Here is a 21,476-nt window from a genome sequence, read left to right as displayed (position 1 = left end):
GGAATTATATGAACCCGAACACCCAGCAAAAACGCCAGAGAAAGATGATAAAACTATCAAGAGCTATACTGATTATTATAGGAGCCTTTATTACAGCGTATGGCCTAGAAGCGGTATTAATCCCAAACAATGTATCAGACGGAGGAGTGACAGGACTCAGCATCGCCGGTTCACAATTAATTGAATTACCTTTAGGAGTGTTAATTGCTGTACTGAATATCCCATTCGTGTATTTAGGATATAAACAAATTGGTAAAAGCTTTGCAATTAATTCCATTATCGGCATTGCTTCACTTGCAGTGGGGACTAGTGTCATGCATCAAGTCCATACTATAATTGAAGGAGATACGCTGCTCATAACTGTTGTTGGCGGTATCATTATTGGTTTTGGAATGGGACTAGCCTTACGTAATGGCGGTGCCCTAGATGGCATTGACATGTTAGCCGTTCTTCTATCCCGAAAACTGCCTTTCGGAACAAGTGACCTTATCCTTTTCTTAAATCTGTTTGTATTTATTGTTGTCTCTACTGTGTTTGGTCTGCAAGGAGCAATTCTATCGGGGATTGCCTATTTTATTGCATCAAAAGTTATTCACATCGTTGAAACGGGTTTAAGTGGTTCTAAAACTTTTAAAATTATTACGAATGAACCCGAATCAATGGTAGAAACGATACGTGACCGCTTAGGCCGCAGTGCCACGTATAACATCGTTCGGGGTGCTTATTCAAATGAACAATTCAAAGAAATTACATGTGTTATTAACCGTTTAGAAGAAACAAAAATGAAAGAAATTATTCAAGAAATTGACCCCTATTCCTTTGTGACGGTTTATGACGTTGCTGAGGTGAAAGGCGGAAACTTTAAAAAGCATGATATTCATTAGATTATAAGGCATACGCAGAAGCACCCCTTCGAAAAAAAACGAAGGGGTGTTTCTTAATTAAAACTCAAAATAATAAATTTCTGATTAATAAACATCACGCTGATAACGGCCTTGCTTTTGCAGATCCTTCAAGTAAGCTTCAGCTTCATCACGCGACATGGAGCCTTCCTTTTCTACGATCGAAATAAGTGCTTCATTGACATCCTTCGCCATATGCTCTTTATCTCCACAGACGTAGAAATAAGCACCATTGCTAATCCACTGGAACATTTCTTTACTATTTTCAAGCATTCTATGCTGAACATATACTTTTTGATCGCTATCACGTGAGAAGGCAGTATCTAGCTTTGTTAGTACTCCATCACTCTGATACTTTTCCAATTCGTCACGATAAAGGAAATCTGACGATGCATGCTGGTCCCCAAAGAATAACCATGTTCGGCCATCTGCCTTACTTACTGCACGTTCTTCGATAAACGAACGGAATGGCGCAATGCCTGTCCCTGGACCAACCATGATAATATCTTGATCTTGAGAATCCGGCAAATAAAAATGTTTATTCGCTTGAACGAATACCGGAATCGTATCTCCTTCTTGAACTCGTTCAGCACATTGAACAGAACAAACACCTTTACGGTCACGTCCATGGGCAGTATAGCGAACAGCCCCAATAGTTAGATGAACTTCATCTGGATGAGCAGCTATACTGCTTGCAATGGAATAGAGGCGCGGTGTCATTTTTCTTAACATGGAAACAACGTCTTGTACTGATGCCTTCCAAGGGCCGAAATCACGAAGCATATCTAATAAATCGCGGCCATTGCAATATTCTTTTAGTTCGTTTGCATTTTCAACCAATATAAGCTTTTGCAGTTCTTCATTTTCTGTGAATGCTGCTGCCTGCTGTAGAATTTTCTTTGTCAGAAGTGTGATTTCACAATAGGTTGTTAGCGCTTCCTTCAATGGCAGCGTTTCCCCCTGTTTTCCAACAGTTACAACTTCTTTTTCATCCCAGCCCATTTTCTCTAGAAGAGCAGCCACTAGTTCAGGATCATTTGAAGGGACAATACCAAGTGCATCACCTGGAGCATAGAACAAGCCTGAATCTTTTAATGACAATTCTAGATGTCTTGTTTCCTTGCTAGAGCCAGTCCCGTTCAGATTAGTATTTTTTAGTACTTTTGCTGGAAATGGGTTAGTTCTTGAAAATGGCAGTTTTTCACTTTTAGGATTCTCTAAAGTATTTTGCATTTCGCTATTCCTCCAAAACAAGATGTATATAGCTAGAATAACATAAATAGGGAGAATCAGATGTGTTTTTTGACACAAAATGATTGAATTTTTCGAAGAAACAAAAGGATCCTTTTCTTTTTCTTCTATTATGTTCGAAATTCCCCAAATGTTGATTAAAAACACTTATTTTAAAATCGTTCAAAGTTATTATTATGTACTTCCTTTGGCAAAAAAAAATCACCTATGTTTGTTCGCTACTATTTCTAGTATACAAATAGAGAATACTTAATAATCATTTATAGCATAATTTCTTGGTCATTTTTTACTGATTTTTACCGTGTTCTTCCTTTTTTCCATTATTAAAAACACCCTCCATCATTAGTTTGGAAGGGTGCTTCGTTAGAATCAATTTAGAATGATTCACTTTGCTTCTTCATTTATTGCATTCGATCTGGCAGCCAAAGAGATAATCCAGGTACGATGATGACAAAAATGAGTACGACAATCATTAATACGATAAATGGAATGACACCCTTTACAACATTGCCGAGTTTCTCCTTAGCTATTCCGCTAACAACGAAAAGGTTAAGTCCAACTGGCGGTGTAATCATTCCTAACTCCATATTTATCGTCATGATGATGGCGAAATGAATTAAGTTAATATCGAAATGTTTAAGCATTGGAAGCAGGATTGGCAATGTAATCAGAATAATGGAAACTGCCTCTAGAAACATCCCCATTACGAAGAACAAGATATTCACGATTATCATAAATACCCATTTATTCAACTCACTGCTGGCAATCCAGGCACCAATTTCTTGAGGAATTTGAGCATTTGTTAAATATAATCCAAACAAGCTTGCTGCCCCAATAATTAAGAAAATCATAGCAGTAATATTAATGGATTCTACTATAATGGGGCGTACATCTTTCCAATGGAGTTCCCGATAAATGAATGCAGATACAATGATCCCATAAAATACAGCAATAACGGCTGACTCTGTTGGTGTTACAATCCCGCTATAAATGCTCCCTAGAATTAAGAATGGCAAAAATGCCCCCCAAATTGCTTTTAAAGACTTTTTGCCTCTTTCTTCCCAAGAAGCTTTCTCACCTTTTCCATAACCTTTTCTCTTTGCATAAAAGATGGCTGAGACTATTAGAACCCCTCCAAGTAATAAACCAGGGATTACTCCAGCCATGAACAATTTCCCGATGGATTCCTCAGCTGTAATTCCATAAATAATGAGTGGAATACTTGGTGGAATGAGAATACCTAGAGTTCCAGCCGCCGCAACTAGGCCCATTGAATATTTCTTATCATAACCAGCATTAACCATTGCCGGAATCATAATAGAACCGATTGCTGCAGCCGTTGCTGGACTTGAGCCGGAAATGGCAGCAAAGATCATGCAAGCTAAAATGGTTACTACCGATAAGCCGCCTGGTAAATGGCCAACCCATGATCTTAATGCTTCAATTAAATATTTGGAGATTCCTCCTCGGGCTAGTAAGACACCCGCTAGAACGAATCCTGGAATCGCCATCATTGGGAAAGAATCAATTGCCGTGAAAAATCTTTGTGGCAGCATGTTCATATTAAAATCAGAAAGCATTAATACTACCATCGTCGACCCAGCTAAGCTGATGGCTATGGGCACCCTAAGAATCATTAAAAGAAAGAAAATACTAAGTAATAGGATTATCATAGTTTTCCTCCTTTCCTCGCAATTGGTTCAGAAACCGCTCAATAAATCGTAATAAAAATAAGATTCCAGATATCGGAAGAATTAAATAGACTACCCACATTGGCAATCCAACGTCTAACGAAACCATTCCTGAAGAATATCGATTTTCTACAAGGATCAAACCATAAAACGTATAAGCAAGACAAAATAATATACATACTGTAGTTGCAAATAAATCTACTGCTCGTTTTGCGCCATTCGGGAGTTTATCATATAAAATATCAACCTGAATATGCTGATTATGCCTTAATGCAATGGCAAATCCGATAAAGGTTCCCCAAATGATTAAATATCTCACAATCTCTTCCACCCAGGCCTTCGGTTCATTAAAGACATACCGCATGATTACCCCATAGAAAATGAGTGTAATTCCTGCAAAAAAGAATGTCCCCGCGGAAACTTCTTCAAATAAGTTCCAAATTCTTTTCAATCCTTTCATGCTGCACCCCTTCTTTAATCATTTCTAATTGAATAAAAGAATAAGTGCCGATCAAATAACATGACCGACACTCTTATGTCCTTATTTAAGATCACGAATGCCATTAATTAATTCAGGAGTAATGACTTCTTCGAACTCATCGTAAACTGGCTGTAAAGCTTTTGCTAAACCTTCTTTTTCTTCCGAAGTCAAATTAATAACTTCCACTTTTCCAGAGTTTTTAATATTTTCTAAGCTTTTTGCATTTTCATCTCCAGCAAGTTTCCATTCAAGCTCTGTGGCTTCCTTCATTGCTTCTTCTACTTTTGTACGAATATCCTCTGGCATACTATCCCAGAATGACTTATTAACAAATACTGCATAATCCAACCTTCCATGTTCACTTATTGACATATATTTTTGTACTTCTTGATATTTCTGAGTGTCGATATTGTTATAAGTATTTTCTTGCCCATCTACAGTACCTTGCTGTAAAGCTGCATATGTTTCACCAAACGCAATAGTTGCACTTCCTGCACCAAGAGCTTTAAACTGAGCTTCTAACACTTTTCCAGCTTGAGCACGGAATTTAATTCCTTTAAAGTCCTCAGGTGCTTTCAATGGATGCTTATTATTCGTGAAATGCTTAAATCCATTTTCCCAGAAAGCGACGCCCATAATGTCATTAGCTGCTAATTTATCACTATTTAATAGAGTCTTTGCGATATCACTATTGAAAAACTTATGAACATGCTCTTGGTCTTTAAATAAATAAGGCATGTCTACATACTGCCAGCGTGGATCTAATTTAACCATTTTCGTTACAGAAGGAGCAATCATATGGACATTTCCAGAAACAAGAGCATCCAACTCATCATTATCTCCGTATAATTGCGAAGATGGATAAACTTCTACTTTTGCCTTCCCATCCGTTTTTTCTTTTACTAACTCAGCAAAGCGCTCAGCCGCTTTTCCTTTAACACTATCAATAGATGTAACATGCGAAAATTTGATAATGATAGGGTTATCTTTGGATGCAATTGTTTTCTTCTCAGTACCTCCAGAACATGCTGTGGCAAGTATCATGAAAAGACTAATAATGCTAATTAAAGTAAACTTTTTCATTCTTTTTCCCCCTTATTTTTTTTAATGAAAATGTTTATATTGTAAAAAGTTAATAAAATACTAGAGTTAAACATAGAATTTGTTTCTCTTGAAATTGCCCATTAACTCTAATTTTCATCACTTTATTACAGGAACTATTATTCTTTATATTTAGGCAATGCCTTTATATACTTATCCCCGTATTTTTCCTGGAAATATTCATATACTGGCTTAAAGTCTTGTTCCCAAGCTTTTTTTTCTTCATCTGTTAGTTGATAGATATTAATGCAATTACACTCTATTAGTTCTTTCAGTTTTTCTTCATTTGTCTTTTGTGCCAGCTCCGCTTCCCATACACTTACTTCCTTGAGAGTGTCATTTATTAGGACTTGGATATTATTTGGGAGCTGATCCCAAAACTCTTTATTCATTAACAATACATAACCTAGATAGCCATGATTGCTTACTGTTAAATAGTTTTGAAGAAAATGAAGATTTTTACTTGTAATATTTGAGAGTGTATTTTCCTGACCATCAATATCGTTTCTTTCTAAGTGTGTAAAGGTTGTATTGAAATCAATTTTCTGCGGTACCGCTCCTAAGCTAAAAAATTGATTGTAAATAATGTCGCTTGGCATGATTCGAATTCTTAAATTTTTTAGATCTTCTGGTTTATAAATAGGCTTGTTACGATTGCTAATCTGCTTAAATCCATTGTCCCAGATGCCTAGCATGAGTATGCCATGGTTATCAAACTTGGATGTAAGTTCTTGTCCAACCGGACTGGCTATATATTCATGTACCTCCTCATAACTTTTGAAAGCGAAAGGCAGATCAATGACTGACCATTCAGGAATTAGTGATGTCACCTTTGATGTCGCAGGCGCAATCATTTGCACATCCCCTTGTAAAAGCGCTTCCATTTCTTCGCCATCTTTATAAAGAAACCCATTAGGAAATACTTGTACTTCAACATAGCCATTGCTTCGTTCATTAACGAGCTGGGCAAATTTACGAGCAGCCAAACCTTTTGGCGTATCTTCACCTACTACATGTGAAAATCGAATAACAATTCGTTCATCTGCACCTAACTGCTCATAATCTTTCGGATATGGAACAGACTGACAACCAAATAAAATGATAATCAAGATAACTATAGTGACCTTTAAACTTGACCTGATGTACAATTTATTCCTCCAAACCTTCTAAAAGTAGAACATTTTTATTGTATTTCATATTTGTAATTTTTAGATATTTTGTATTTAATGATTTTTTTGGTTTTTATGGTATCAAAAAAATAAAAAAGAAAAGTTGTTACACCTTTTGTGAACAACTTCTTTTTAGTCTTATATTAATGAATAATACTTCGTTGGTCGCCCCACATTTCCATACTGCAATTCAATATGAACCTTATCTTTTCCCGCTAGAAAATCCAAGTATTTTCTTACTGTTACTCTAGCCATCCCCAGGGTTTGTCCTAATTGTTCGGCTGTTATTGGCTCTTCTGTTGAACCTAAGCCAAGTAAAATTTGTTTCATTGTAATGTCATTGAATCCTTTTGGTAAATCATCCTCATCCTCTAAATTTCCCAGCCACTCATCAATATCAGCCTGAACTAACGTTTGGAGTGATTCTATTTTTTTCAACATCTTCCTGTATTCCTGAAGTGATTTTTGAAATCGCTCAAAACGAAAAGGTTTTACTAGATAATCAACCGCACCCAAACGCATGACTTCTTGAATAGTACCAGCATCACGAGCTGCTGTAATCATGATAATGTCAGAAGGAATCCGTTCTGATCTAAGATCGACCAATATATCTAAACCCGAAATATCTGGCAAAAACATATCCAGCAATATCAGCTTTGGTTTTAGTTCTTTTATTTGTTCCAGGGCATCCTTTCCAGTTGTAGCCTGTCCAATAAGGGAGAAGCCGTCCATTTTCTCTAAAAAGCCTTTATTTACTTCTAATACGATCGGCTCATCCTCAACGATAAACACAGAAATTTTATTCATTATGATTTCTCCCTCCTACTTTTACTCTAAAGACTGTACCACCATGTGACAGCTGTTCAGCTGAAATCTCTCCTTTGTTTGAATCGATAATTTGTTTCACTAATGCTAATCCAATTCCTCTGCCTTCCTTTTGCTTCGTACTGTAACCGTATTCAAAAATTCTCTCCACATTATCCGGCAAGCCAGCCCCATTATCTCGAACCTCTATATACAAAAACGTTGCATTCCCCTGTAATAATAGAGAGACATTACGTTCCTCCTGTTTTAAACAGGCCTCCATCGCATTATCTAGTAAATTTCCGATAATAGTAACGAGATCCCCACTTGAAATCCCATTCATTCCTTCTAGTAAAAAAGATTCCTTATCGATGACGAGTGAAATTCCTAATTCCTTGGCTCGCGATCGTTTCCCAAGGAGAAGACCAAGAACAGAATAGTCAGATATATAATCCTTTAAAAACTGAATAACTGTTTGTTCATCTGATATTTCATCGACAATCATATTTAAAGCTTCCTCTGTTCTCTCTAATTGGATTAACCCAGCTATACTATGTAATTTATTCATATATTCATGATTTTGGGAGCGTAATGCATCCACAAGTGCTTTAATTCCGGTTAATTCCTCTGCCAGCATATGTGCTTCTTTTCGATCCGTCATCATAATTAACGAACCAACCCGCCGATTTTTTACATTAATAGGATAAATTTTCACTAAGTACATCACATCTCGGCAAAGCAAAGGACGGGAAATGACTTCCTTGCTTAAAGAAAATTCCTTCCCTATCCATGTTTCAGGAAAGAGATCACCAATTTTAATAGATTCCCCATAAAAATTCGTATATTGTTTTGCTAAGCGGTTCATAAAAGTAATATTATCTTTTTCATCCGTTGCTAAGACTCCAATATCCATAGACTGGATCATACTTGAACGTTCTTCTACTAAGCGGGCAATTTCATAGGGTTCTAGATTCAGTGTCTGCTTTTTAAGATGGTTCGCAATAATAAGGGAACCAATAAGACCAATCAATAAGCCCCAAAACAAAGAGATCAGCATGTTAACCCGATATTCCGTAATCAAGGTTTGAATTGTAGGAGACAAAATCCCAACCGTCACGACACCAACTTGCTTTACCCCTTCTTCATTCATGATTGGGACAAATGCACGAATAGCATATCCCAAAACGCCTTGCGCCTTTGAAATATATTCGTGCTCAGATAATGATGCTAATTCATCCCCGCCTTCAAAAAGTGTACCTAACTTACTTTCCGATGGATGAGAGTAGCGAATCCGATTCATATCAAAAACAACAATATAATCAACATTTGTAGCCAACCGTACTCTCTCAGCAATAGGCTGGATGGTCTGTTCTCCACTTTCTTTCCCAACATATGATTTAATGTCTGGCAGCTGAGCGACAGTTCTTGCTATGGCGATCGCACGTGCTCCAAGCTCTTTTTCAAATGAATTGGATATATTAAGGATCATAATCAACCCGCTTGTCATCACCGAAAAAACTACTAAAATAAATGAAAAAATAAACATCTTCATGCGCAAAGAAATTCTAGTCATTCGAATACCCCACAACAAAAAATACTTTCATCCAGACAATATCCATATAATAAAAATTTTAACATCTTAAAAAATGTAATAATACCTTTTTTTGAAAATACAGTATATTTACTCTAAATATCTGCAAATATATTTGAGTCCTTTAGCATTGAGTATTGATAGGAGATAGTAAACATTTACCTATGCCTTTTTATTGGAAAATATCGGCCAGTTCCGATATATATCCGCAAATTCCACAATATATCCGCCAATTCCGGAATATATCCGCTAGTTCCGGAATATATCCGCTAGTTCCGGAATATATCCGCCAGTTCCACAATATATCCGCCAGTTCCACAATATATCCGCCAGTTCCACAATATATCCGCCAGTTCTTCAATATATCCGCTAGTTCCGGAATATATCCGCTAAATAGTATATAAAAAAATACCCTATTGAGTAGACTTAAATAAGTCTACCTATAGGGTACTTTTGCATATTGAAAAAGGTAGCTTTTTTACTGAATCATTAGTGTAGAGCTATCTATGCCACCAAGGAAGAATTGCAGTTGCAAATTCTCCTTCTTCTAATGATACAGTTTCGCCGATTTGAGGAACGATTAGGTTGTTATCGGCTTTTGTGGCTGCACATATTGCCCGTTCAATTGGTTCCGTCCAGCCATGATTGGCAAGAGTGTAGGCTCCCCAATGTATAAGCATCATTGACTTGCCCTTAATATCTTCATTTGCCTGAATCGCTTTTTCCGGTGTCATATGAATCATTGGCCAGCGCCTATCATATTGACCACCCTCAATTAACGCCATATCAAATGGCCCGTATTTATCAACAATTGTTTTAAAATGCTGGCCATATCCTCCATCACCGCTCGTATAAAACCGTGTCTTTTTCCCTAATATGACCCAGCCGCCCCATAACGTTGTATTCCGGTTAAAGATTCCTCTACCTGAGAAATGCCTTGATGGAGTGAAGACCACCTTTAAACCTTCAAAGTCCGTTTCATCCCACCAATTCAGCTCCGTTATCTTTTCTTTTGGAATCCCCCACCGTATTAGATGATTGCTTACTCCTAGTGGAACAAAAAAATGAGCAGTCTTGTTTTTCAGCATAGTAATAGATGAATAATCTAAATGATCATAGTGATCATGAGTAATAAAAACAGCATCGATATCAGGCAAATCGATAATCACATCAAGCATGCTTCCTGTATAGCGTTTACTGCCAACAAATGAAACAGGTGAAGCTCTTAAACTTAACATGGGGTCAACAAAGATTTTTTTATTATCAAGACTGACCAAGAAAGCGGAATGTCCAAACCAGGTTACACTATCTTCTTCGCTCATAATTTTATTCCAATCAATTGCAGCCACAGAAAGTGCTTCATTAGGAGTACGGTCATTGCCTCCTCGAATGAAATCCTTCATCATTGAGGGAAACTCCGATAAACGGATGTTAGCTCTTGTTATCTCTTGATTTATGAATTTCCCATCGACAAATTGGTCATATTTCTTAAAGTCTCGCTTTTGCTCTTTGGTTAACTTTCCGCCAAATGCAGGATGTAGATTAATTATTAGTAAAATGAGTAAAACGATAATTATTATAAAAATGATTAAATATAACATAACCAGTTTCACAAGACCTCCCTTACTTCCTATAAATAACAGCTTATTTATTTTATCATCTTTTGTATAACTTTATATAACAAGTCTTGCTCTCGATTCGTTCAATTTTCTAGCCCCTTGATTCCAACCTGCAACGATTAGACAACACTACTTTGTGGAATAATTGAATAATCTATTTAGTTTTGAATGGGAGAATGGGCAATGAAAAATAAATTAATGCAAATGCTTGAAGAACGTAAAGAAGAAATCATTCAAATACGCCGTCACCTTCATGAGAATCCTGAGCTTTCTTTCAAAGAAGAAAAAACTAGCAAATATATTGAGGATTTTTATAAAGGAAAAGATGTTCATATTCATACAAAAGTCGGCGGTGGCCATGGAATTATTGTCACAATAAAAGGTGGGAAACCAGGAAAAACAATTGGACTGAGGGCAGATTTTGATGCGCTTCCGATAGAAGAAGAAACGGATGTACCGTTTAAATCTAAAAATCCTGGTGTTATGCATGCATGTGGACATGATGGACATACAGCTTACCTGTTAGTTCTTGCTGATTGCCTCATTCAATTGAAAGATGAAATTCCTGGTACGATCAAAATCATTCACCAGCCTGCAGAAGAAGTTCCGCCAGGTGGAGCAATCGGCATGATCCAATCTGGTTTATTAGATGATTTAGATAATATTTTTGGTATTCACTTATTACCTCTTGGTCCATCTGGTTTAGTAGGATATAACAGTGGTTATGTATTCCCAGGCCGTGCTTACTTTAAAGTAAAAGTCCAAGGTATAGGCGGACATGGCTCTTCACCACACTTGGCAAATGACTCAATTGTCGCAGGTGCACATTTTGTTGCAGCGATTCAGACAATTGTCAGCCGGCGATTAAATCCATTTGATATGGGTGTAGTAACAATTGGTTCATTTGATGGTAAAGGAACCTTTAATGTCATTAAAGATAGCGTGGAAATTGAAGGCGATGTTCGTGCAATGACAGAAGAAACACGGGAAACGATACAACGAGAAATTCGCCGCATTGCAAAAGGAATCGAAGAAGAATTCAATGTTACTTGTGAATTAACATATACACCGGACTATCCGCCACTTTACAATGATCCTGAAGTGACTAAAATGGTTGCTTCTTACTTAAAAAATGCAAACGATAAAGATATTGTGGATGTGCAGGAATTCGAGCCAATGCCTCCTTCTGAGGACTTTGCACACTATGCAAAAAAATTCCCAGCATGTTTTTTCTACATTTGTTGTACACCAAAAGGGGTTGAAAAGCCATACTTCAACCATCACCCTAAATTTGATATTGATGAAGATGCACTTTTAGTAGCAGCCAAAGCAGTTGGTACAGTAGTTTGTGGATATTACGATATTGATTAACGTTTATTGATAAATAGAGGCCCCCAAACCAAATAAACTATATAAAAAAGGCAGTCCTATTGGAGCTGCCTTTTGTTCATTTAATGCCATTATCTTAAAGCCTATTCCAGTTTGTTTGAATGATCAGAACTGCAAATTCATTTCCCATCCACAACTTCTTTTAAGATTTCATAAGAACGCTTTTGTTTGTCAGGATCAAAAATATAAGACACAGCCATAATTTCATCTACATTATATTTCTCCTGAAAACTTGTTAATTGATTTCGAATAGAAGCTTGATTTCCTATTAAAGTAACTCTGGACATTGTGCCGGATGCATGTTTTTCTTCAGTACTCCAAACGTGATCCATGCTTTCAACTGGTGGCCTTAGCGGATTTCGTGTTCCCCGGACAACATTTAGGAAAAATTGCTGCATCGTCGTTGATTCAAATTGCGCCTCTTCATCACTTTCAGCTGCAATCACATTTAAGCAAACCATCATATATGGGGAATCAAGGTATTGTGATGGCTGGAATCGATTTCGATAAATAGAAATGGCCTCTTCCATAAATTGAGGAGCAAAATGTGACGCAAACACATATGGCAATCCTAATTTTGCCGCTAAATATGCAGAATCGGTGGATGAACCAAGGATATAAATCGGGATATTGGTATTCACACCTGGATAGGCTCTCACATAGCCTTGGTGCTCCTCTGGCCCCATATACGTAAGCAACGCTTGAACGTCCTCAGGGAAAGTGTAGACTGAATCATTTTTGGATCTTCTTAGTGCACTTGCAGTCATCATATCTGTCCCTGGTGCCCTGCCAAGTCCCAAATCTAGTCTACCAGGATAAATAGCCGCCATCGTTCCAAATTGTTCAGCCACAACTAAAGGAGAATGGTTCGGCAGCATGATCCCGCCAGATCCTACACGTATATGGTCTGTATGTTCTAATGTATGTTTTATTAAAATTGAGGTGGCTGAACTAACAAGTGTTGGCGTATTATGATGCTCAGCAATCCAATAACGTGTATAACCCATTTTTTCAGTTGCCTGCGCCAAATCAACCATTGAATCAATGGCGTCCCTCGCCACTTGACCTTCGCGAATGGGAGCAAGATTTAATACAGAAACAGGTATTTGTATATTTGCCATTCTGATTGATCCTTTCTATAGAAAGATTTCAATACCATACTAACAATTTACATATAGAAAACAAACTTAAATGCTTACTCGGAATACCTGAAAAATCAGCTTTTGTCCCTTTTAAATTAACCTTCTAGATTTAGGTTGTTTCTCATAGTTATTACTAAATTGTTGAAAAAGGAGGTCCTTGATGAGTTATTATACGTTTTTTCAACCCTACTTAAGCCCGCACGCTTCTAATTCACCAATAAAGCATATGACACACACCCAATCTCCTAATTTATTTACAGAATATCAGTGGACAAACCATACACATTCAACTCCCGTAAATGCACTGGGACCGAGATCACAATGGGAACAGCTGTATTCCCCTTTTCCTCATAAGCTAGCAAGAAGAAACAGAGCGCGACGGCTCTCTCACGAATCTAACATAAGTCCCCTGTCTGACCGCCATACAGAAACTGTCCCTAATTTTCATTTACCTGATCAGGGCATGCTGCCTGAAACAGCCTATCAAATGATCCACGATGAACTGACTCTTGATGGACATCCTAAACTCAATCTTGCCACCTTCGTAACCACCTGGATGGAGCGTTCTGCAGATCAATTGTATGCGGAATCATTCAACAAGAATTTAATTGACAAGTGTGAGTACCAGCATACGGCAGCTATAGAGGAAAGATGTGTACGAATATTAGCGAATCTCTGGCATTCTCCCCAACCGCATGAAACGATGGGCATATCGACAACGGGATCGTCAGAGGCATGCATGCTTGGAGGACTTGCATTAAAACGTCGTTGGCAAAATGCGCGTAAAAAGAAAGGAAAGCCAATTGACCAGCCTAATATCGTATTTAGTTCAGCTGTACAGATCGTTTGGAAAAAATTCGCGAACTATTGGGATGTTGAACCGCGATATGTGAACATTACACCAGAACACCCGTCTATGGATCCTGAGGCTGTGGTTGCTGCCATAGATGAAAACACAATTGGTGTGGTAGCTACCTTAGGAGTAACTTATACTGGCCTCTATGAGCCTGTTGATAAAATTGCAAAAGCCCTAGATGAGTTTCAAGCTTTAACGGGATTTGATATACCGATACATGTTGACGCTGCTTCTGGAGGATTTATAGCCCCATTTCTGCAACCAGACTTAGTCTGGGATTTTAAATTGCCTAGGGTGAAATCCATCAATGTTTCAGGGCATAAATACGGATTAGTATACCCGGGAATTGGCTGGATTATTTGGCGTGAAGCTCAGGATCTTCCAGAAGATCTTATATTTCATGTGTCCTACTTAGGCGGAAACATACGTACACTATCTTTAACTTTCTCACGTCCGAGCGCACAAGTGCTCTTGCAATACTATAATTTCCTTCGTTTAGGAAAAGCAGGATACTATCAAGTACAAAGTGCTTCTCAATCAGTAGCGCTTTTTCTTAGCAAGGCCATTCAGGAAATAGGACCTTTTGACATATTTACAAATGGATCGGATATTCCTGTATTAACGTTTCGGCTGAAAGAAGGATACACTTCCATCTGGAACCTATATAACTTATCACAGCAGCTGAAGCGATTTGGCTGGCAAGTCCCAGCATATTCTTTACCACCGGACATGGAAAATATTACAATTATGCGTGTTGTCATCCGTAATGGATTTTCCTTGAATATGGCTCAATTGTTCTTGATCAACCTTAAACAGGCCGTTACCTTCCTTGATTCCTTAGATTTCCCAATACCACATGATTCAGAATGTGATATCAGCATTCGCCATTGACCATTAAAATAAGGGGCTTCCATTTTAGTATGTTGTACTGCCCCTGTACATTCTTTCGTGAAGTCCCGCACCTTGCAATAATCCTTTTCATAGAAACCATATGTAATTTCCTGTTCATTCTCCGTTCACATTCCAAGCATAAACTAAAGATGTCAAAAAGAGATCGGAGGAATAAGAGATGAATATGGCTTGGAAAGAAATTAAAAAAAGTAAAGTTAGATTTCTCATTTTAGGTTCTATCGTTTTTCTCGTTAGTTTTTTAACGTTTATTATATCTGGTCTGGCGAATGGATTATCACAAGATAATGCGGCACTCATTAAGGATTTGCCTGAGGGGCAATTTTATATGACAAAGGATTCCGACAAAACGTTTACTCTTTCAAGAATCCCTAATGACATACAAGATGAAGTTTTAACGAAAGAAAAAGAGGCTGTTTCTTTTTCTATTGGAATGGGTTTTGTGAATGATGCGGCTGATAAACAGCAAAGTGTTGTGTTTGTTACATCGACGGATTCTTCGTTGTTTCAAAATGTGAAAAAAGGAGAAATCGTCCTCGATGACTCGATGAAAGATAAGGGAATTAAGGTCGGCGATGTCCTGACAAATAATCAATACAGCGGTGAATTTATTGTAAAAGGTTTTGTCGAGCAAAAGAAATTCAGTCATGCTCCTGTTGCTTATATTCATATGGATGACTTCAAGGAAATGTATCGGACAGATGAAATGCAAATGCTTTTCATCCCTGGAAAGGATTCAGCAAAAGCAGTAGATGGATTACAAGCATTTTCTAACACGCAATTTCTAAATACCATTGCAAGTTATAAAGCAGAACAGATGTCTTTGAATATGATTGTTTGGTTTTTAGTCGTCATTAGCGGAATGTTGTTTGCTATCTTCTTCTACATGATGAACGTTCAAAAAATTGGTTTATACGGAATTTTAAAAGCGATCGGTGTCAAAACAAGTGCTTTGTTTAAAATGATGTGGACTCAAATGCTGTTTATTACTGCCATTGCTCTTAGTCTATCTATTGGACTGAGTCAAGTTTTTAATATGATTGCACCTGAGGGGATGCCCTTTCATTTAACACCTGAAACAACGGTACAATTATCGATCGTTTTCCTTATCATCGGATTTATTGGAGCTACTCTTTCAGGTATCCAGATTAAAAAAGTAGAACCATTGCAAGCCATTCAACAAGGAGAGGTTTAATATGACCGTATTTACAATAGAGGACGTTAGAAAAAGCTTTACAAATGGTGAAGTGACAGAAGAAATTCTAAAAGGAGTCAATCTTTCCCTTAGAGAAGGCGAGGTTACAGCATTAGTTGGAGCTTCGGGTTCGGGGAAAAGTACACTTCTCACAATTGCAGCTGGACTTCAGCCAGCATCAGATGGACAAGTGCTGTTCGAAGGGACAAACATGACTTCTATGAATGCTGAGCAAGTTCGAAAAATACGGGCAAACAAATTCGGATTTGTTTTTCAATTTGCCCATCTCGTCCCTTTTCTTACAGTAGAAGAGCAGCTCCTGCTGATGCTTGATGTAGCAGGTTCAAAAATGAAGAAACATGAACAGAAAAAAGAAATAGACAAGATTCTATCGTTAGTAGAAATGAGCCATCGGAAAAATGCTTATCCATCTTCTTTGTCTGGTGGCGAAAAGCAGAGAATTGCTATTGCACGTGCCATTATCCATAAACCGAAAGTTCTCTTTGCCGATGAACCAACGGCTAGTTTGGATTCGAAAAGGTCTAAAGATGTCATGGCTTTAATTCGTGAATTAACCAAATCGCTGAACATCTCAACTTTACTCGTTACTCATGATGAAGAAATGCTTTCATATGCGGATCGGATTATTAAAATGAGCGATGGACAAGTTGTTTTGCATTAATGAATGTAATTAGAGAAAAAACACCCTCGGTTAGCGTTGGAAATGCTAATCGAGGGTTTATAATTACTGCTTATTATTGAATATCCCCGTCCTGAGCTTTTCTAAAACTAACCCTCAACCAATTCCTTCGCATCACTTATTCTCAAATTAAACTTTTTTAACCTACGAATGATATAGGATTGAGAGACGCCAAGTTTTTTAGCTGTTTTCCACGTACTATTCGTCTCATTATAAGTATTAATTAATATGCTTCTCTCAATCTGTTCTAAATAGATTGGCAGGCTCACTTCTTCTACGTTCTGAAGGAGCATTTGTTGAGAGCGCTGAAGCGGGAAGTCGCTTGGTAAATCATCCATATCAATTTTTGGTCCAGCCGATGTAATGACTAACCGTTCCATTAAATTTTCAAGTTCACGAATATTGCCTTCCCAACGGTAATTGTATAGGGCATCCATTAAGTTTTTGGATAATGTATGTTGACGGCTATACTTTAGGTTAAATCTATGTAAATAATAATTTATTAGCGGAATAATATCTTCTTTTCTTTCGCGTAATGGTGGAATTTTCAGTGGAAGAACATTTAAACGGTAAAATAAGTCCTTACGAAATGTTCCTTCTTTTACTCTTTCCATTAAATCCACATTGGTAGCTGCAATAATGCGCACATCTGCTTGTTGTACTTGGTTATCCCCAATCATCCGATATGTCTTGTTTTGTAAAAATTGCAGAAGCTTTGATTGTAGATGGAGAGGGAATTCTCCGATTTCATCTAAAAACAATGTCCCCTGATCGGCCGCTGCAATTAATCCGATTTTTCCATTCGCATCGGCCCCTGTAAATGCCCCTTTTTTGTATCCAAATAACTCAGATTCAATAAGAGATTCTGGAATGGCACCGCAGTCTAAATGAATAAATGGTTTATTATTACGATTACTCAGCTGATGAATTCGAAAGGCAAAGGCTGTTTTCCCAACTCCTGTTTCTCCCGTTAATAGAATTGATGCATCGATATCTGCAATCTTTTCAGACCATACAGAAATATACTGAGCTGCTTTACTTTTTCCGACATAGAAATCGTCATCTTGCTGATTTTTTTGTAAAAGTAGCTGGCGAATTTGCTGCTTATATTGTTGTAAAATCGATTCTATTTTTTCTAATTCACTCGATTGATTGATCGCTTGAGATAATTGTCTTACATGCGTAACGATATATTGAATATTTCCATTCTCGTCTGGAATATAGTCACCAGAAATAATCATGTGAAGATTATTTTGAGTGATCTGAGTGGTGCTTACAGCCTGTTTTTGTTCAATGACAAGCCTTGCGATCGATGGTGAAAATACTCCTCGTTTTTCCATTTCAAAAACGTTTTGGCCAACCAATTCATGAATTTGGATCGATGAAAAATAATCATAGGTTGGTTGATTCACCCACAATACATTTCCTTTATTATCGATAATCCAAATAGGGTCATTCAATGCATTTAAAATTTTCAAAAATAATTGCTCATCAAATTGTGGTAAATCCTTCGCTGTCAAAGCGTTTCTCCCCATTCGCAAATAGTTTACATCTCTCGAAATATTTCAGCGTTTAGTCTAATGATTCGAAAACGACTCATTATTAACCCCTTTGTAAAAAACTATAGCATACTATCCATCATAATTCTCTGAATTTTTACATCTTTCGATTCTAATTCGAATCAACAAATCGAAATAGAATTATATTTTCAATGTAAGCAGTTTCATAAATACTGATTTATCAATATTTTAACAATTGGCATGATTCTTGCTTATGTAAAAAGTGTACTCAAATTTATAGCATGCTTGAGGAGGATATCATGAAACATTTACTTAGTAAAACTATAAAAAACATCAAGATTTCTGCCATCCGTGAAATCGGTAACAAAGTGGCTAATGATCCGTCGATTATTAACTTGACCATTGGACAACCGGATTTTGTTACACCGGATTCCATTTTAGAAGCAGGAAAACGTGCCATTGATGCATGCAAAACTGGTTATACACATAACTCAGGTGTGCTTGAGCTTAGACAAGCTGCTGCTGATTTTGTCAGAAGACGTTACCAACTTAATTATCGTCCTGAAGATGAAATTCTCATTACAATGGGCGCAAGTGAAGCGCTGGATATTGCATTCCGTACGATTTTAGAGCCAGGTGATGAAGTCATTTTACCTGCACCTATTTATCCTGGTTATGAGCCACTTATTCGGATGTGCTACGCAACACCAGTGTTTGTGGATACTCGTCAAAATAATTGTAAGATCACGGCTAAATTAATTGATGAAAACTTAACAGAAAAAACGAAATGCGTTGTTTTACCCTATCCATCAAACCCTACAGGCGCCATGTTAGAAGCTCATGAATTAGAAGAAATCGCAGACCTTTTAAGAGGTAAAGAGATCTTCGTTATTTCAGATGAAATATACAGTGAACTAACCTATGGATTGAAGCATATTTCAATCGCGTCATACCCAGAAATGAAAGAGCAATGTATCGTCATCAATGGTTTATCAAAGTCCCATGCGATGACAGGCTGGAGAATTGGCTTCACTTTAGCTCCTGCTTTTATTACAGAAGAAATGTTTAAAGTCCATGCATTTAACTGTGTATGTGCAAGCTCCGTCAGTCAATACGCTGCTATCGAGGCATTAAATCACGATTTACCGGAAGTTGAAGAAATGCGTCAGCAATATGAAAAACGACGCAACTATATTTATCAGTGCATTACGGACATGGGCTTAGAAGCAATCAAACCAGAAGGAGCGTTTTATTTATTTGTTTCCATTGAAAAGACTGGCCTAAGCTCGAATGAATTTATCCTTCAGCTTGTAGAGGAAGCGAAAGTTGCCCTCATTCCAGGCCATGGTTTTTCTGAATATGGCGAAGGGTACATCCGTATTTCGTATGCATGTTCAATGGAGAAGCTTGAAGAGGCAATGAAACGTATGCAGCAGTTTGTACAGCCTTTATTAAAAAAAGTACCTGTGGAGGTTGATTAACTTGAAACCATTATATTATCTAGCATTTATTCCCATCGTCGGTTTTCTTATTGGCGTACCTTTAACGAATCGAATTGAACCCTTTGTATTAGGGTTACCTTTCTCCATGTTTTGGATTGTTTTGTGTGTTGTATTAAGTTCCTTAACGGTTTTGGTTATGTATAAGTTCGACAAACATGATGAGGAGGGTGCAGAATGAAGATTTCTATCACAATTATGATTGCTTTTGTGATCGTCTGTATGTATTGGGCGATCAAGGCAGGAAGAGGGAAAAATAGCAATATGGAAGAATGGGCATTAGGTGGACGAGGCATGGGGGCTATCGTTACCTTCTTCTTATTAGCTGGAGAGTTTTTTACCGCATTTTCATTAACTGGATTAGTGGGACTAGCCTATAATAGTGGAATTGCAACACTATATATCATGACATATATTTCAATTGGCTGCGTTCTTGGCTACTTTCTATTACCAAAAATCAGACGTTACAGTAAAGAGCATAAGCTAATCTCACAAGGTGATTTTTTTGAGAAGAAATATTCTAGTCCGATTCTAGGGAAGCTTATTACCATTGTAGGTGTCGTGGCCATTATGCCAATGATTGTTATGGCACTAAAAGGGTTAGGTCTGATTGTGTCTGTCGCATCATATGGAGCAATATCTTCTTCAACTGCCATTTGGATAGGAAGCATTGTTGTTGTCATCTATACATTAATTTCAGGGCTTCATGGATCATCTCGTGTAGCTTTGATTAAGGATATTCTTACATTTGGCGTGCTTTTATTTCTAGGTCTGTACTTCCCTTTCCATTATCATGATGGCATTGGATCAATGATTAAAGGAATTTCTGAAGTGAAGCCTCAAGTATTATTCTTTCCAAAGGCAGGTCTAAGTCTAGTATGGTTTATCTCTAGCATCATATTAATGTCTTTAGGAGTGTATATTTGGCCACATACATTTTTATCAGCATATGCAGCAAAAAGTGACAAAGCTATTCGTAAAAATTCAATATTAATGCCCTTATATTCATTAATGCAGTTATTTTCATGTTTTGTCGGATTAGCGGCGATCTTAACGATTCCGAATCTAGTAGGTGCGGAAAGTGATATGGCATTAATTCAGTTAGTATTTAAAACTTTCGATCCGTGGTTTGTTGGATTAATTGGAGCAGCGGGTTTACTCGCATCTTTAGTTCCGTGTTCAGTCATGCTTATTACAATTGGTTCAATGATCATGTCTAATATTTATATGCCCTTGAAACCAAACACATCAGCTCGTAAGCAAATGAATATTGCACGATCTTTTGCAATCGTTGCTGCGATTATTAGCTTATATTTATCATTACATTCAAGTGGTGCACTCGTGCTGCTGCAATTACTAAGCTATAACTTTATCATACAGCTTTTCCCATCTTTAATCTTTAGCTTATCGAAGAAAAACTTTGTTACGAAACAAGGTGCAATCAGTGGGATTGTCGTTGGTTTATCATTAGCACTATTCTCAGCAGCAACAGGCACAACGGTAGCAAAATTATTCCCACATTTACCTTCCTATATTTTAGATATTAATAATGGTTTATATATGTTAATCATCAATGCAATCGTAACAATTGCCGTCAGTCTTGTAACTCAGAAATCAACAGTGGGAAGTAAAAGTTTAGAAAGAGGAGTTGCCTAAT

18 protein-coding genes are annotated in these 21,476 nt (G+C 37.3%); 8 read left to right on the top strand and 10 right to left on the bottom strand.

Features of this window, described 5'->3' with window-relative positions; genetic code table 11:
- Positions 1-44 precede the first annotated feature (44 nt).
- Entirely contained in the window at positions 45-884 is an 840-nt protein-coding gene (locus H0173_RS07460; RefSeq protein ID WP_396021193.1) for a YitT family protein, read from the top strand.
- A gap of 84 nt (positions 885-968) precedes the next feature.
- Here the strand turns inward: H0173_RS07460 and H0173_RS07455 are convergent, their stop codons facing one another.
- The 8 genes from H0173_RS07455 to H0173_RS07420 form a co-directional block, all read right to left on the bottom strand.
- The gene (locus H0173_RS07455; RefSeq protein WP_221845729.1) at positions 969-2,135 is read right to left on the bottom strand and encodes a sulfite reductase subunit alpha; all 1,167 of its coding nucleotides are present in this window, start codon (positions 2,133-2,135) and stop codon (positions 969-971) included.
- Between the two features lie 419 nt (positions 2,136-2,554).
- Positions 2,555-3,826, bottom strand: a complete 1,272-nt coding sequence (locus H0173_RS07450) for a TRAP transporter large permease (RefSeq protein ID WP_221845728.1) — start codon at positions 3,824-3,826, stop codon at positions 2,555-2,557.
- The gene (locus tag H0173_RS07445) at positions 3,807-4,304 is read right to left on the bottom strand and encodes a TRAP transporter small permease (protein WP_221845727.1); all 498 of its coding nucleotides are present in this window, start codon (positions 4,302-4,304) and stop codon (positions 3,807-3,809) included. The genes H0173_RS07450 and H0173_RS07445 overlap by 20 nt, the downstream gene beginning before the upstream one ends.
- A gap of 81 nt (positions 4,305-4,385) precedes the next feature.
- Positions 4,386-5,408, bottom strand: coding sequence for a TRAP transporter substrate-binding protein (locus H0173_RS07440; RefSeq protein ID WP_221845726.1), 1,023 nt, complete (start codon positions 5,406-5,408; stop codon positions 4,386-4,388).
- Between the two features lie 137 nt (positions 5,409-5,545).
- Entirely contained in the window at positions 5,546-6,574 is a 1,029-nt protein-coding gene (locus H0173_RS07435) for a DctP family TRAP transporter solute-binding subunit (protein ID WP_260631085.1), read from the bottom strand.
- Positions 6,575-6,733: 159 nt separating this feature from the next.
- Positions 6,734-7,402, bottom strand: coding sequence for a response regulator (locus tag H0173_RS07430; protein WP_221845725.1), 669 nt, complete (start codon positions 7,400-7,402; stop codon positions 6,734-6,736).
- Positions 7,395-8,972, bottom strand: coding sequence for an ATP-binding protein (locus H0173_RS07425; RefSeq protein ID WP_260631084.1), 1,578 nt, complete (start codon positions 8,970-8,972; stop codon positions 7,395-7,397). The genes H0173_RS07430 and H0173_RS07425 overlap by 8 nt, the downstream gene beginning before the upstream one ends.
- A gap of 518 nt (positions 8,973-9,490) precedes the next feature.
- Positions 9,491-10,591, bottom strand: a complete 1,101-nt coding sequence (locus H0173_RS07420; RefSeq protein ID WP_221845853.1) for an MBL fold metallo-hydrolase — start codon at positions 10,589-10,591, stop codon at positions 9,491-9,493.
- Positions 10,592-10,792: 201 nt separating this feature from the next.
- On the opposite strand from H0173_RS07420, the gene H0173_RS07415 reads away from it, so the two are divergent.
- Complete coding sequence (locus H0173_RS07415) at positions 10,793-11,980, top strand: amidohydrolase (protein WP_221845724.1); 1,188 nt, start codon at positions 10,793-10,795, stop codon at positions 11,978-11,980.
- Between the two features lie 137 nt (positions 11,981-12,117).
- Here H0173_RS07415 and H0173_RS07410 read toward each other — a convergent pair whose 3' ends face one another.
- The gene (locus H0173_RS07410) at positions 12,118-13,119 is read right to left on the bottom strand and encodes an LLM class flavin-dependent oxidoreductase (RefSeq protein ID WP_221845723.1); all 1,002 of its coding nucleotides are present in this window, start codon (positions 13,117-13,119) and stop codon (positions 12,118-12,120) included.
- A gap of 181 nt (positions 13,120-13,300) precedes the next feature.
- On the opposite strand from H0173_RS07410, the gene gad reads away from it, so the two are divergent.
- From gad to H0173_RS07395, 3 genes are all read left to right on the top strand, one after another.
- Entirely contained in the window at positions 13,301-14,887 is a 1,587-nt protein-coding gene (gene gad / locus H0173_RS07405) for a glutamate decarboxylase (RefSeq protein ID WP_260631083.1), read from the top strand.
- A 178-nt stretch (positions 14,888-15,065) separates the two neighbouring features.
- Positions 15,066-16,100, top strand: a complete 1,035-nt coding sequence (locus H0173_RS07400; RefSeq protein WP_221845722.1) for an ABC transporter permease — start codon at positions 15,066-15,068, stop codon at positions 16,098-16,100.
- A 1-nt stretch (position 16,101) separates the two neighbouring features.
- The gene (locus tag H0173_RS07395; RefSeq protein ID WP_221845721.1) at positions 16,102-16,782 is read left to right on the top strand and encodes an ABC transporter ATP-binding protein; all 681 of its coding nucleotides are present in this window, start codon (positions 16,102-16,104) and stop codon (positions 16,780-16,782) included.
- 107 nt (positions 16,783-16,889) lie between these two features.
- Here the strand turns inward: H0173_RS07395 and H0173_RS07390 are convergent, their stop codons facing one another.
- Positions 16,890-18,320: a sigma-54 interaction domain-containing protein gene (locus H0173_RS07390; protein ID WP_221845720.1), complete on the bottom strand. Its 1,431-nt coding sequence runs from the start codon at positions 18,318-18,320 to the stop codon at positions 16,890-16,892.
- Positions 18,321-18,619: 299 nt separating this feature from the next.
- Between H0173_RS07390 and H0173_RS07385 the strand changes: the two genes are divergently transcribed.
- From H0173_RS07385 to H0173_RS07375, 3 genes are read left to right on the top strand one after another with little or no spacing between them, the layout of a single operon-like run.
- Positions 18,620-19,801 carry an aminotransferase A gene (locus tag H0173_RS07385; RefSeq protein WP_221845719.1) on the top strand — a complete coding sequence of 394 codons (1,182 nt, stop codon included), beginning with the start codon at positions 18,620-18,622 and terminating at the stop codon, positions 19,799-19,801.
- Between the two features lies 1 nt (position 19,802).
- Positions 19,803-20,000, top strand: coding sequence for a DUF3311 domain-containing protein (locus tag H0173_RS07380; RefSeq protein ID WP_221845718.1), 198 nt, complete (start codon positions 19,803-19,805; stop codon positions 19,998-20,000).
- Positions 19,997-21,475, top strand: a complete 1,479-nt coding sequence (locus H0173_RS07375; protein ID WP_221845717.1) for a sodium:solute symporter family protein — start codon at positions 19,997-19,999, stop codon at positions 21,473-21,475. The genes H0173_RS07380 and H0173_RS07375 overlap by 4 nt, the downstream gene beginning before the upstream one ends.
- Position 21,476 lies beyond the last annotated feature (1 nt).

The sequence above is a fragment of the Bacillus sp. S/N-304-OC-R1 genome, assembly GCF_019749375.1.
Lineage (GTDB): Bacteria > Bacillota > Bacilli > Bacillales > Cytobacillaceae > Cytobacillus.
The sequence above is the reverse complement of the archived record's forward strand: the minus strand, read 5'-3'. Positions and strand labels throughout refer to the sequence as shown.